This is a genomic window from Pseudomonas sp. S3_B08 (genome assembly GCF_054667725.1).
Genome location: NZ_CP162750.1, coordinates 3,995,691 through 4,008,109 on the forward strand (window position 1 = coordinate 3,995,691; position 12,419 = coordinate 4,008,109).

11 protein-coding genes and 1 pseudogene are annotated in these 12,419 nt (G+C 61.5%); 3 read left to right on the top strand and 9 right to left on the bottom strand.

The window, feature by feature from the left end:
- The first annotated feature begins 21 nt into the window (after positions 1-21).
- The 3 genes from holA to AB4N73_RS18085 all read left to right on the top strand — a co-directional run bounded on the left by holA (position 22) and on the right by AB4N73_RS18085 (position 2,789).
- The gene (holA, locus tag AB4N73_RS18075) at positions 22-1,059 is read left to right on the top strand and encodes a DNA polymerase III subunit delta (RefSeq protein ID WP_041477726.1); all 1,038 of its coding nucleotides are present in this window, start codon (positions 22-24) and stop codon (positions 1,057-1,059) included.
- A 181-nt stretch (positions 1,060-1,240) separates the two neighbouring features.
- Positions 1,241-1,405, top strand: a complete 165-nt coding sequence (arfA, locus tag AB4N73_RS18080; protein ID WP_095181898.1) for an alternative ribosome rescue factor ArfA — start codon at positions 1,241-1,243, stop codon at positions 1,403-1,405.
- 61 nt (positions 1,406-1,466) lie between these two features.
- A complete protein-coding gene (locus AB4N73_RS18085) occupies positions 1,467-2,789 on the top strand; it encodes a lytic murein transglycosylase (RefSeq protein WP_353187941.1) in 1,323 nt (440 codons plus the stop codon).
- Between the two features lie 96 nt (positions 2,790-2,885).
- Here AB4N73_RS18085 and AB4N73_RS18090 read toward each other — a convergent pair whose 3' ends face one another.
- From AB4N73_RS18090 to mrdA, 9 genes and pseudogenes are all read right to left on the bottom strand, one after another.
- Complete coding sequence (locus AB4N73_RS18090) at positions 2,886-3,833, bottom strand: S66 peptidase family protein (protein ID WP_460142385.1); 948 nt, start codon at positions 3,831-3,833, stop codon at positions 2,886-2,888.
- A 132-nt stretch (positions 3,834-3,965) separates the two neighbouring features.
- Positions 3,966-4,964 carry a lipoyl synthase gene (lipA, locus tag AB4N73_RS18095; RefSeq protein ID WP_160768663.1) on the bottom strand — a complete coding sequence of 333 codons (999 nt, stop codon included), beginning with the start codon at positions 4,962-4,964 and terminating at the stop codon, positions 3,966-3,968.
- Positions 4,965-4,989: 25 nt separating this feature from the next.
- Positions 4,990-5,637 carry a lipoyl(octanoyl) transferase LipB gene (lipB, locus tag AB4N73_RS18100; protein WP_095181901.1) on the bottom strand — a complete coding sequence of 216 codons (648 nt, stop codon included), beginning with the start codon at positions 5,635-5,637 and terminating at the stop codon, positions 4,990-4,992.
- Positions 5,637-5,912 carry a DUF493 domain-containing protein gene (locus tag AB4N73_RS18105; protein WP_024014446.1) on the bottom strand — a complete coding sequence of 92 codons (276 nt, stop codon included), beginning with the start codon at positions 5,910-5,912 and terminating at the stop codon, positions 5,637-5,639. The genes lipB and AB4N73_RS18105 overlap by 1 nt, the downstream gene beginning before the upstream one ends.
- Before the next feature lie 86 nt (positions 5,913-5,998).
- On the bottom strand, positions 5,999-7,156 hold the full coding sequence (locus tag AB4N73_RS18110; RefSeq protein WP_016773028.1) for a D-alanyl-D-alanine carboxypeptidase family protein: 1,158 nt from the start codon (positions 7,154-7,156) through the stop codon (positions 5,999-6,001).
- Positions 7,157-7,343: 187 nt separating this feature from the next.
- Positions 7,344-8,353: pseudogene (locus AB4N73_RS18115) on the bottom strand (septal ring lytic transglycosylase RlpA family protein).
- A complete protein-coding gene (gene mltB / locus AB4N73_RS18120; RefSeq protein ID WP_150638407.1) occupies positions 8,353-9,363 on the bottom strand; it encodes a lytic murein transglycosylase B in 1,011 nt (336 codons plus the stop codon). Before mltB ends, AB4N73_RS18115 begins: the two are co-directional and overlap by 1 nt.
- A gap of 17 nt (positions 9,364-9,380) precedes the next feature.
- A complete protein-coding gene (gene rodA / locus AB4N73_RS18125; protein ID WP_050977864.1) occupies positions 9,381-10,484 on the bottom strand; it encodes a rod shape-determining protein RodA in 1,104 nt (367 codons plus the stop codon).
- Positions 10,485-10,515: 31 nt separating this feature from the next.
- A complete protein-coding gene (gene mrdA, locus AB4N73_RS18130) occupies positions 10,516-12,411 on the bottom strand; it encodes a penicillin-binding protein 2 (RefSeq protein ID WP_041477721.1) in 1,896 nt (631 codons plus the stop codon).
- Between the last annotated feature and the right edge of the window lie 8 nt (positions 12,412-12,419).

Here is a 12,419-nt window from a genome sequence, read left to right on the forward strand (position 1 = left end):
GCGCCCCGCTCGCCCTTTCTTATGAAGCTCGCTCCCGCGCAACTCGGCAAACACCTGCAAGGCGCACTTGCGCCGGTCTACATCATCAGCGGCGATGATCCGTTGCTGTGTCAGGAAGCCGCCGACGCCATCCGCACCGCTGCTCGCCAGCAAGGTTTCGACGAACGTCAGGTCTTCGCCGCCGACGCCAATTTCGATTGGGGTACGTTGCTGCAGGCCGGCGCAAGCATGTCGCTGTTCGCCGAAAAACGCCTGTTGGAACTGCGCCTGCCGTCCGGTAAGCCTGGCGATAAAGGCGCCGCCGCGCTGATCGAATATTGCTCACGTCCTGCGGAAGACACGGTTCTGCTGATCAGCTTGCCGAAGCTCGATGGCAGCGCGCAGAAAACCAAGTGGGGCAAGGCGCTGGTCGAAGGCCAACAGACCCAGTTTGTGCAGATCTGGCCGGTGGATGCCAATCAACTGCCGAGCTGGATTCGTCAGCGCCTGTCCCAGGCAGGTCTGTCGGCCAGTCAGGACGCCGTCGAATTGATTGCCGCGCGTGTCGAAGGCAACCTGCTCGCCGCCGCACAGGAAATCGAAAAGCTCAAGTTGATGGCCGAAGGTGGGCAGATCACCGTCGAAACCGTGCAGGCCGCCGTGGCCGACAGTGCCCGGTTTGACGTGTTCGGCCTGACCGACGCGGTGCTCAACGGCGAACCGGCGCACGCGTTGCGCATGCTTGAGGGCCTGCGCGGCGAAGGCGTCGAGCCGCCAGTGATTCTCTGGGCATTGGCGCGGGAGTTGCGCCTGCTGGCCAACATCTCCCTGCAATACAGTCAGGGCACGCCACTGGACAAATGCTTCAGCCAGTCGAAACCGCCCGTCTGGGACAAGCGCAAGCCGCTGATGAGCAAGGCGCTGCAACGTTACTCGGCGCAACGCTGGGCGCAGTTACTACTTGAAGCGCAGCGCATCGATGCGCAGATCAAGGGCCAGGCGGCGGGTTCACCGTGGATGAGCCTGAGTCGGTTGGCGCTGTTGATGGCTGGCCAGCGACTGTCTTTGCCTGCCGAATAAGGCAGTCGACCGCGTAGCGTCCATTCGCGAGCAGGCTCGCTCCCACAGGTGACCGCGTACCAATGTGGGAGCGAGCCTGCTCGCGAAAGCGCCAGAATATTCCTACGCATGAGCTACTGGACAGATGCGCCACATCGGCAGATTATTCCCGGCGCAAAACCACCACACCGAGATAACCCTCATGAGTAAAAAGCCAGCAAAGCATGGCCCCAACAAGGCCAAATCCATCGTCGCCCAGCCCTTGTTCCGCAGCCGCCAGGAACGACCTTCCAAGGGCAAAGGCAGCTACCGCCGCGAAGCCTTCCGGTCTGACAACCGGGAGGCTTTTTACTTTCTGGCTGCCTGAAGCGCACTACCCCTCGCTCATGTTAAGGTCTGCACCTGATTCGTTTCCCCTGGAACTGTGCATGCCCCCAAGTCTTTCCCGTCGTTGGCCCGTGCGCCAATTGATCGCTGCCTCCAGCTTCATTCTGCTTGTCGCCTGCGCGGAAAAACCCACCGCCGCCGATGCACAACCGCTTCAAGCCGCCCCGGTCACCACGGCCCCAGCGATTATTCCGCCGGTAGTGCCGTCCGCCGACCCGCTCGATATTCAACCGACCCAGACCTTTGCCGAATGGCAGGCGGGTTTCCGCAAGGACGCCCTCGCCGCCGGGATTCGCCCCGAGCTGTTCGATCAGGCATTTGCCAATATCAGCTTCGATGCCAGCGTGATTCGCGCCGACCGCAGTCAGCCGGAGTTTTCTCGGCCGGTGTGGGAATACCTCGACGGCGCACTGTCGCCGCTGCGCGTACGCAAAGGCCAGGCGTTGATCAACCAGTACGCCGACATTCTGCAAAGCATCGAGCAGCGCTATGGCGTTGATCGCCAGGCGCTGGTGTCGGTGTGGGGCATGGAAAGCAATTTCGGCCAGTTCCAGGGCAGCAAGTCGGTGATCAATTCGCTGGCCACCCTCGCCTACGAGGGGCGTCGTCCGGGCTTTGCTCACGCGCAACTGATCGCCGCCCTGCAAATTCTGCAACAGGGCGATATCACCCCGGAGAAGATGCTCGGTTCCTGGGCCGGCGCGATGGGCCAGACCCAATTCATTCCGACCACCTACAACACCCACGCCGTGGACTTTGACGGTGACGGCCGCCGCGACATCTGGGGCAGCCCGGCCGATGCGCTGGCCTCGACCGCCCATTACCTGCAAAGCTCGGGCTGGCAGCGTGGCCAGCCGTGGGGTTTCGAAGTGCAATTGCCGAGCGGCTTCAACTACACCCTGGCCGATGGCGCGATTCGCAAAAGCGTCGCCGAATGGCGGCAACTGGGTGTGAACCTGCCCAATGGTGCGCAGGTGCCAGCCGGCTCCGAACATCTGTCCGCTGCCCTGCTGCTGCCGGCCGGTTATCGCGGCCCGGCGTTCCTGATCCTCGACAACTTCCGGGCGATTCTCAAGTACAACAATTCGTCGTCGTATGCGCTGGCGGTGAGCCTGTTGTCCGAGCGCTTTGAAGGCGCGGGCCTGATCAATGGCAGTTGGCCCAAAGATGATCTGCCGCTGAGCCGCACCGAACGCATCGAACTGCAGACGCTATTGAGCGCGCGTAATTACGACGCTGGCACGGCGGACGGGATTATCGGCGCAAATACGCGCAAAGCGATTCGCAGTGCCCAGCAGGCGCTGGGCTGGCCGGCGGATGGTTATCCGACGCACAAGTTGCTTGAGAGCCTGCGCAACCAATAGAGCAAATCAAAAGATCGCAGCCTTCGGCAGCTCCTACAGGACGATCATCAATCCCATGTAGGAGCTGCCGAAGGCTGCGATCTTTTGCCTCCCGAATTATCGGATGACCACATCCTGCTCCAGCAGCAACTCCTGCTTCCCTGCATCCAGGCGCACCAGCGCGCCCAACGGCAGTGTCAGGTTCGGGTCGCAATGGCCACTGCGCCAACCCGACAACACCGGAATTCGCAACGGCTCAAAGGTTTGCTTGAGCAGGCGATTCAGCGCGTCGACCTCCACTCCGGCGATATCACCGACCAGCACACCGCGCAGTCTGGCCAGCTTGCCGGCCAGACGCATCTGGGTCAGCAACCGATCAATCCGATACAGCGGCTCGTTGATGTCTTCGATAAACAGAATCACCCCTTCGACATCAATCTCGTAGGGCGTGCCGAGGGTTGCAGCAATCATCGCCAGATTGCCGCCAAGCAGCCGCCCGTGAGCGATGCCCGGTTCGACGGTTGATAACGGATAAGCCGCCGGATGGCTCAGCACACTCCCTGACTTCATTTGCCCGCGCAGCATGGCGAAGAATGAGGTGACGGTCGGCGGCTCTTTGTCGCCCAGCAGGTCGGCGTTGAGCAGCGGCCCGTGAAAGGTCACAAACCCGGCGTAGCGACTAATGGCCAGGTGCAGCGCGGTGATATCGCTGTAGCCGATAAAGGGTTTGGCGTGCCGGCTGAGCAGGTCGTAATCGATTCGGTCCAGCAGGCGCGGCGTGCCGTAGCCGCCGCGCAGGCAAATGATCGCGTCGACTTCGGGGTCAGCGAATGCCGCGTGCAGATCGCGCAGGCGTACGTCGTCACTGCCCGCCAGATAGCCGTCCTTCTCATAGACACCCGGAAACACCTTCAGCCCATAGCCGCGCGCGCGCATCCATTGCAGCGCTTTTTCAGTGTCGAGGGCGCCGGGGCCGGCAGGCGCGATGACGCCGATCGTCCCTTCGGAGGGCAGCGCCGGTACGGCTCGGTGGGCAACGAGGGTGTGGCTCGGTCGAACGGTCATCCTTGGGCTCCAGCGGTAAAGTCATGCACACACAGTAGACAGCTCAAGAGGCAAACAAAAGCCCCTTGTCTCAGGCAAAAAAATGCCCGCCGAGGAACCGTCCTCGGCGGGCATTTTTACATCAGCAGTGAATCAGGAACCCAGCAGCTCGGCCTTGACCAGCTTCGCCTGCTCGTCGGCGTGGTACGAGGAACGTACCAGCGGGCCAGACGCAACGTTCTTGAAGCCCATCTTGTAACCTTCTTCGGCGAACCAGGCGAAGGTGTCCGGGTGCACGAAACGCTGCACCGGCAAGTGGCTGCGCGACGGTTGCAGGTATTGACCGAGGGTCAGCATGTCGATGTCGTGTTCGCGCATGCGCTTCATGACTTCGATGACTTCCTCGTCGGTCTCGCCCAGACCCAGCATCAGGCCGGACTTGGTCGGAATGTGCGGCATCATCTGCTTGAAGCGTTGCAGCAGGGTCAGCGACCACTGGTAATCCGAGCCCGGACGCGCAGCCTTGTACAGGCGCGGCACGGTTTCCAGGTTGTGGTTGAACACATCCGGCGGCTCGGCGGCGGTGATTTCCAAGGCGATGTCCATGCGCCCACGGTAGTCCGGGACCAGGGTCTCGAGCTGCACGTTCGGCGACAATTTGCGGATTTCGCGGATGCAGTCGGCGAAGTGCTGGGCACCGCCATCACGCAGGTCGTCGCGGTCCACCGAAGTGATCACCACGTACTTGAGCTTGAGGTCGGCGATGGCGATGGCCAGGCTTTCCGGCTCGTTGACGTCCAGTGGCTTCGGACGACCGTGGCCAACGTCGCAGAACGGGCAACGACGGGTGCAGATGTCGCCCATGATCATGAAGGTTGCGGTGCCGCCGGAGAAGCATTCGCCGAGGTTCGGGCAGGACGCTTCTTCGCAGACACTGTGCAGCTTGTGCTTGCGCAGCAGGCTCTTGATGCGGTCGACTTCCGGCGAAACCGGGATGCGCACGCGGATCCAGTCGGGTTTCTTCGGCAGTTCGGTAGTCGGGATGATCTTGACCGGGATGCGTGCAACCTTCTCGGCGCCGCGCAGCTTGACGCCGGCTTCAACCTTGGGACGCGGGGCCGGGCGCTCGGTCACGTCGAGCGTCGGGATCATGGTTTGCACTGCATCAGTAGTCATATCAGTCGATTCCGCCCGTAAGGGTCGTCTGCTCAGCATAGTCGAGGTGTTTGACGAGCTGCGCGCGCAGCCGGGCACTTACCTCGGCAAATTCAATCGATCCTGCGTGATCGCTCAGCTGGGTCATGGCCAGCCCGGCGTAGCCGCAGGGATTAATCCGTCGAAACGGTTCCAGGTTCATATCCACGTTCAGGGCCAGGCCATGAAAGGAACAACCGTGGCGAATGCGCAAACCCAGAGAAGCGATTTTCGCTCCATCGACGTACACGCCGGGAGCATCTGGCTTGGCGGCGGCGCTAACGCCGTAGCTGGCCAGCAGTTCGATGAGGCAGGCTTCCATGCGGCTGACCAGATCACGCACGCCGAAACCCAGCTTGCGCACATCCAGTAACAGATAAGCCACCAGTTGCCCGGGGCCATGATAAGTCACTTGGCCGCCACGATCGACCTGCACCACCGGAATATCACCCGGCAGCAATAGATGCTCGGCCTTGCCGGCCTGGCCCTGAGTGAACACCGGCGGGTGTTCGACGAGCCAGATTTCGTCGGCGGCATCGCTGCCGCGTTCGTTGGTAAAGCGCTGCATGGCATGCCAGACCGGCTCGTAAGGCATCTGGCCCAGTTCGCGAAAGCCCAGCGTGCCGTGCATCACAACACCATGTGCACGATGCCGGAAGCCCGCAGTTCGCTGTTGATGTTGTACAGCTGATCCTGGTCGGTGGCGACGATGTGCAACTGGATGGTGGTGTATTTGCCGTTGCTGCTTTGACGCTCGTCGATGCGCTCATCATTGATGGTCGCGTGTTTCAGGACGATCGCGATGATCTTGTCCTTGTTGCCAACACCCGTATCGCTGATCACCTTGATCGGATAATCAGTCTGGGGAAATTCGATCTTTGGCGCCTTTACTTCGGTATCGGTCATGGCGTAACGGCCTCTATAGCGCAAGCCGTGGTAACGCACATGGCCCCGCACCGGATCGGGGCGGGGCCATGCAGGTCAACACAAAATCAATTGAACAAGCCGTAGAAGAATAGACGGATGCTATCCCACATGCGGCGGAAGATACCACCCTCCTCGACGCCGTCCAGAGCGATCAGGTCAGCGCTGTGCACCACCTTGTCTTCCAGTTTGACTTCGACTTTACCGATCACGTCGCCCTTGGCGATTGGCGCAACCAGTTGCGGGTTCATGGTCATGCTGGCAGCGAGTTTCTTCAGCTGGCCTTTTGGCAGAGTCATGGTCAGGTCTTGCGCCAGACCGGCCTTGACCTGGCTGGTGGTGCCTTTCCATACCGGCGCCTGCGCCAGTTCAGTGCCCTTCTGGTAGAAGGTCTGGGTTTCGAAGAAGCGGAAACCATAGGTCAGCAACTTCTGGGTTTCAGCGGCGCGAGCCACTTCGCTGTTGGTGCCGAACACCACGGCGATCAGGCGCTGGCCGTCACGTACCGCCGAGGACACCATGCAGTAGCCGGCTTCATCGGTGTGGCCGGTTTTCAGACCGTCAACGGTCTTGTCGCGCCACAGCAGCAGGTTGCGGTTAGGCTGCTTGATGCCGTTCCAGAAGAACTCTTTCTGCGAGTAGATCGCATAGTGAGCCGGGTCTTCGTGGATGATCGCACGGGCCAGGATCGCCATGTCGTGCGCCGACGAGTAGTGCTCAGGGTTTGGCAGACCGGTCGGGTTCATGAAGTGGGTATTGGTCATGCCCAGTTCGGTGACGGTCTTGTTCATCAGATCGGCGAACGCGTCTTCGCTGCCGGCGATGTGCTCGGCCAGGGCGACGCTGGCGTCGTTACCGGACTGGATGATGATGCCGTGCAGCAGGTCGCTGACAGTCACCTGCGAACCGACCTTGATGAACATCCGCGAACCGCCGGTGCGCCAGGCGTTTTCGCTGACGGTCACCGGATCGTTTTCACCGATCTGGCCGCGACGGATTTCCAGGGTCGCGATGTACGCGGTCATCAGCTTGGTCAGGCTGGCCGGTGGCAGACGCTGGTCGCCGTTGTTTTCGACCAGCACGTTGCCGCTGCTGGCGTCCATCAGAACGTAGGCCTTGGCGGCCAGTTGTGGTGGCGACGGCATCATCTCGGCCGCGAAGGCGGCTGGCGAGAGGAGCAGCGGGACTAGCAGACACAGGCGTTTGGCAAAGGTGGTGATGTTCATCCGTCTCTCGAAATCGCTAATGGAAACTTGCCCGAAGGCAAAACTTATTCAGACAGCCTTCTAACGGGCCATCGCGTGTTCAGTTGCTCACTCCAGTCACCCTTGCCGGGCTTTTGTTCTTCGACGAGCCAACAACCTGGTTCACCCCCCGAATACCGCAAGTGAACCGTCAATCAAGGTCTACGTGTTACTCGGTGACCACGCTGGGCGAACCCAGATTGGCCAGCCGCACACTGTTCTGCACCTGGGCGATCTCACCCGGCGAGCCGATCGGCCCCAGGCGTACCCGGTGCAGGGTCTGCTGATTGCGCACGATCGAGCTGATGAACACCGGCGCGCTCACCATCCCGCTGAGCTTCGACCTCAGCAGCTCGGCAGCGTCCGGGTTGGCGAACGCGCCCACCTGCAGATACTGGCCAGACGCTGGTGCAGAAGCGTTTTTTTTGCATCGATCTGCACGGGCACCACGGCCGCGGCGTGTTGCTGCGGCGGCGGCGTCCATTGCTCGACGGTACCGGCCGACGCGGTGATGACCGGGGCGCTATTCTGCGCCACTTGCGGCTCATTGAGCATCAGCGGCGCCGGACGGCCCTTGGCCGCCCACCACTGCTGCGGATCGATGCCTTCGACCTTGACCCGTGCGGTGCCGGTTTCGGCATAGCCGAGCTTCTTCGCCGCAGCATAAGACAAGTCAATGATGCGATCGGAATAGAACGGCCCACGGTCGTTGACGCGCAGGATCACGGTCTTGTTGTTGTCCAGGTTGGTCACCCGAACGTAACTTGGCAGCGGCAAGGTCTTGTGCGCGGCACTCATGCCGTACAGGTCATACACTTCGCCGTTGGCGGTGTTCTGGCCATGGAACTTGGTGCCGTACCAGGACGCTGTGCCCGAAGCCACGTAGGTCTTGGATTCCTGCAACGGAAAATACGTCTTGCCCAGCACGGTGTAAGGATTGGCCTTGTATGGGCCGGTGTGCAGGGTCGGTGTCGCATCCGGGATGCGCGAGACATCGACATCCCACCACGGCGCGCCGTCTTTGTGCGCGCGGTTGATGTCCAGGCCCGGTTGGGCGCGGACAGCGGTGGACGGGGTTTTCTGCGTCGGCGTGCGGCTGGTCGTGCAACTGGCGACCAGGACTGCCAACGCAGCGAAAGCCACCAGCTTCAGGGGTTTATTGTTAGGCAATGCCTGCATTACTTGACGCCCCGTGCTTGTACCAGCTGTTCAGACAGTTGATGTACGGCCATGGCGTACATCACGCTGCGGTTATAACGCGTGATCGCGTAGAAATTCTGCAGGCCCATCCAGTATTCAGGGCCGTTGTCGCCTTCGAGGCGAAATGCGGTAACCGGCATATCATCGCGCAGCGCATCATGACTTGACCAGCCCAGCGCCCGCAACTCTGCGACCGTTTTCACCGGTTCGATACCAGTAGTCAGGCCTTCATCAACCTGCTCGCCGCGTACATCGGCACGGCTGACCACCGGTTCGCCGGCGACCCAGCCATGACGCTTGAAGTAGCTGGCGACGCTGCCAATGGCATCGTCCGGGTTGTTCCAGATATTGATGTGGCCGTCACCGTCGAAATCCACCGCGTAGGCGCGAAAGCTGCTCGGCATGAACTGCGGCAGGCCCATGGCCCCGGCGTACGAGCCTTTCAGGGTCAGCGGGTCGACCTGCTCTTCGCGGGCCAGCAGCAGGAACTCACGCAGTTCCTTGCGGAAAAATTCGGCACGGGGAGGATAGTCGAAGCCGAGGGTCGATAATGCGTCGATCACGCGGAAATTACCGGTATTACGTCCGAAAAAGGTCTCGACGCCGATGATCGACACGATCACTTGTGCCGGCACGCCGTATTCCTGCTCGGCACGGGCCAGGGTCGCCTCGTGCTGACGCCAGAAGTCGACACCACGGGCGATACGCGCGTCAGTAATGAACATCGGGCGATATTCATTCCACTGCTTGACCCGTTCGGCGGGTTTGGAGATGGCGTCGAGAATCGACTGCTTGCGTTGCGCCTCGCGGAACACACCCATCAGTTGTTCACCGGCGAAACCGTAGTCGCGGGTCATTTCGCCGACGAATTCGGCCACCTGCGGCGAGCCTTCATAGTCGCCGGCCAGCGCTTCCTGCACGCTCCCCAGCAGGCCCACCAGGCCAACCAGCGGCGCGCATCGAGTCGCCCAGCCACGCATTACTTGCATTGCACTCTTCACCTTATTCAAACCTGTGCGATCCACTTGCGATGGGTATGGATCGACATCAAAACCCCAAACGCTGACAGCAGCGTCACCAGCGAAGTTCCTCCGTAGCTAATGAACGGCAACGGCACCCCCACGACCGGTAACAGGCCACTGACCATACCGATGTTGACGAAAACGTAAACAAAAAAAGTCATGGTCAACGCGCCGGCGAGCAATTTGCCGAACAGCGTTTGCGCCTGAGCGGTGATCACCAGCCCGCGACCGATCAACAACAGATAGATCAGCAGCAGCGCGCAAATCCCCACCAGACCGAACTCTTCGCCAAGCACGGCAATGATGAAGTCGGTGTGGCTTTCCGGGAGAAAGTCCAGGTGTGACTGGGTGCCGAGCAGCCAGCCTTTGCCAAATACGCCACCGGAGCCGATCGCGGCTTTCGACTGGATGATGTTCCAGCCGGTGCCCAGCGGATCGCTTTCCGGGTCGAGGAAAGTCAGGACACGCTGCTTCTGATAGTCGTGCATGACGAAGAACCACATCGCCACCGACACCGGCACTGCAGCCGCCAGCACGCTGAGAATCCAGCGCCAGCGCAGGCCGCCCATGAACAGCACGAAGGCGCCACCGGCAAGAATCAGCAACGAGGTACCGAGATCCGGCTGGCGCACGATCAGAATGAACGGCACGCCGATCAGCATCAGGCTGATGCCGACGTGCTTGAGCTGCGGCGGCAAGGTGCGTTTGGACAGATACCAGGCGATGGTCGCCGGCATCAGGATCTTCATGAACTCCGAGGGCTGGAAGCGGATCACCCCGGGGATGTTGATCCAGCGCGTGGCGCCCATGGCGTTGTGGCCCATGATGTCGACGACGATCAGCAATATCACGCCGATCACGTAACCGAGCGGCACCCAACGCGCCATGAAACGCGGCTCGAACTGGGCGATGACAATCATCGCCACCAGGCCGATGCCGAACGACGTGGCCTGCTTGCCGAGCAGGTCCCAGCTCTTGCCGCTGGCCGAATACAGCACGAACAGGCTGCCGGCGGCGAGGATCAGCAACAGGATCAACAGCGGGCCATCGATATGCAGTCTTTGCAGCAACGTCGCGCGGCGACGCATCACATCCTCGCTGGAGAGCATGCGATCGAAGTTATTCATCACGGGCCGGGGCCTCCGCAGTGATAGGGCTGGCGTACTCGGCTTTCAGGTGGCCGTCCTGGTCGAGCAACCAGGCGTCCATGACCTGGCGCACCACGGGCGCGGCAACGCCGGAACCGGACTCACCGTTCTCGACCATCACCGACACGACGATTTTCGGATCATCGGCCGGGGCGAAGCCGACAAACAACGCGTGGTCGCGGTGGCGTTCCTGGACCTTGGAGCGGTCGTATTTCTCGCCCTGCTTGATCGCCACCACCTGCGCGGTACCGGACTTGCCGGCGATGCGGTATTGCGCGCCGATCGCCGCTTTGCGCGCGGTACCACGGGCACCGTGCATCACCTGCTGCATGCCGTGGTTGACCTTGTTCCAGTCGGACGGGTCGCGCAGGATGATGTTCGGCATCGGGTTTTCATCCACCGGCTTGACCCCGTCGAGGGACTTGGCCAGATGCGGACGGTTCCAGATGCCCTTGTTGGCCACCAGCGCCGTGGCCTGGGCCAGTTGCAGCGGCGTCGACTGCATGTAGCCCTGGCCGATCCCGAGAATCAGGGTTTCGCCGGGGAACCACGCCTGTTTGCGCGTCGCCCGTTTCCATTCGCGGGACGGCATCAGGCCCGGGGACTCTTCGAACATGTCCAGCGAGACCTTCTGGCCGATGCCGAACTTGTTCATATAGGTCGACAGCCGATCGATGCCGAGCTTGTGCGCCAGGTCATAGAAGTAGGTGTCGTTGGAACGCATGATCGCCGTGTCGAGGTCGACGAAGCCGTCACCAGTGCGATTCCAGTTGCGGTACTTGTGGTCGTAGTTGGGCAGCATGTAATAGCCCGGGTCGAACACCCGGCTCGAAGCCGTGACTACGCCAGCGTCGAGACCGGCAATTGCCACCGCCGGTTTGATCGTCGAGCCCGGCGGGTACAGACCGCGCAGCACGCGGTTGAACAACGGCCGGTCGATGGAATCGCGCAACTCGGCGTAGGCCTTGAAGCTGATGCCGGTGACGAACAGGTTGGGGTCGAAACTCGGCTGACTGACCATCGCCAGCACTTCGCCGGTTTTCGGATCGAGCGCCACCACCGCGCCACGTCGCCCGCCCAGCGCGGCCTCGGCGGCTTCCTGCAACTTGATATCGAGGCTCAGGACGATGTCCTTGCCGGGAATCGGATCGGTGCGCTTGAGCACGCGCAATACGCGGCCACGGGCGTTGGTCTCGACTTCCTCGTAACCGACCTGACCGTGCAATTCCGGCTCGTAGAAACGCTCGATGCCGGTCTTGCCGATGTGGTGGGTGCCGCTGTAGTTGACCGGATCCAGCGACTTCAGCTCTTTCTCGTTGATCCGCCCCATGTAGCCCACCGAATGCGCAAAATGCGCGCCCTGCGGGTAATGTCGGACCAGTTGCGCGACCACTTCCACCCCGGGCAGGCGGAACTGGTTCACCGCAATGCGGGCGATCTGCTCTTCGGTCAGCTCGAACAGGATCGGCACCGGCTCGAACGGCCGACGGCCCTGACGCATGCGTTTCTCGAAGATCACCCGGTCCTCGGGCGTCAGCTCCAGCACCTCGACGATGACGTCGAGCACCTGTTGCCAGTCGCCGGAGCGCTCGCGGGTCATGCTCAGGCTGAAGCTCGGCCGGTTGTCGGCCACAACTACGCCGTTGCGGTCGAAAATCAGCCCGCGCGTCGGCGGAATCGGCTGCACATGGACGCGGTTGTTTTCCGACAGGGTCGAGTGGTACTCGTACTGGATCACCTGCAGGTAATACAGACGCGCGATCAACACACAGATCAGCGCCACGATCACGATCGCACCGAACACGACACGGCTGCGCACCAGACGGGCGTCCTTTTCGTGGTCCTTGATGCGGATCGGCTGAGACATGAGGGCAG

Excerpts from the sequence above, each read along its gene's own strand:
- holA (WP_041477726.1), top strand. The coding sequence starts at position 22 with ATGAAGCTCGCTCCCGCGCAACTCGGCAAACACCTGCAAGGCGCACTT.
- arfA (WP_095181898.1), top strand. The coding sequence starts at position 1,241 with ATGAGTAAAAAGCCAGCAAAGCATGGCCCCAACAAGGCCAAATCCATC.
- AB4N73_RS18085 (WP_353187941.1), top strand. The coding sequence starts at position 1,467 with ATGCCCCCAAGTCTTTCCCGTCGTTGGCCCGTGCGCCAATTGATCGCT.
- AB4N73_RS18090 (WP_460142385.1), bottom strand. The coding sequence starts at position 3,833 with ATGACCGTTCGACCGAGCCACACCCTCGTTGCCCACCGAGCCGTACCG.
- lipA (WP_160768663.1), bottom strand. The coding sequence starts at position 4,964 with ATGATCCCGACGCTCGACGTGACCGAGCGCCCGGCCCCGCGTCCCAAG.
- lipB (WP_095181901.1), bottom strand. The coding sequence starts at position 5,637 with ATGCACGGCACGCTGGGCTTTCGCGAACTGGGCCAGATGCCTTACGAG.
- AB4N73_RS18105 (WP_024014446.1), bottom strand. The coding sequence starts at position 5,912 with ATGACCGATACCGAAGTAAAGGCGCCAAAGATCGAATTTCCCCAGACT.
- AB4N73_RS18110 (WP_016773028.1), bottom strand. The coding sequence starts at position 7,156 with ATGAACATCACCACCTTTGCCAAACGCCTGTGTCTGCTAGTCCCGCTG.
- mltB (WP_150638407.1), bottom strand. The coding sequence starts at position 9,363 with ATGCAAGTAATGCGTGGCTGGGCGACTCGATGCGCGCCGCTGGTTGGC.
- rodA (WP_050977864.1), bottom strand. The coding sequence starts at position 10,484 with ATGCGTCGCCGCGCGACGTTGCTGCAAAGACTGCATATCGATGGCCCG.
- mrdA (WP_041477721.1), bottom strand. The coding sequence starts at position 12,411 with ATGTCTCAGCCGATCCGCATCAAGGACCACGAAAAGGACGCCCGTCTG.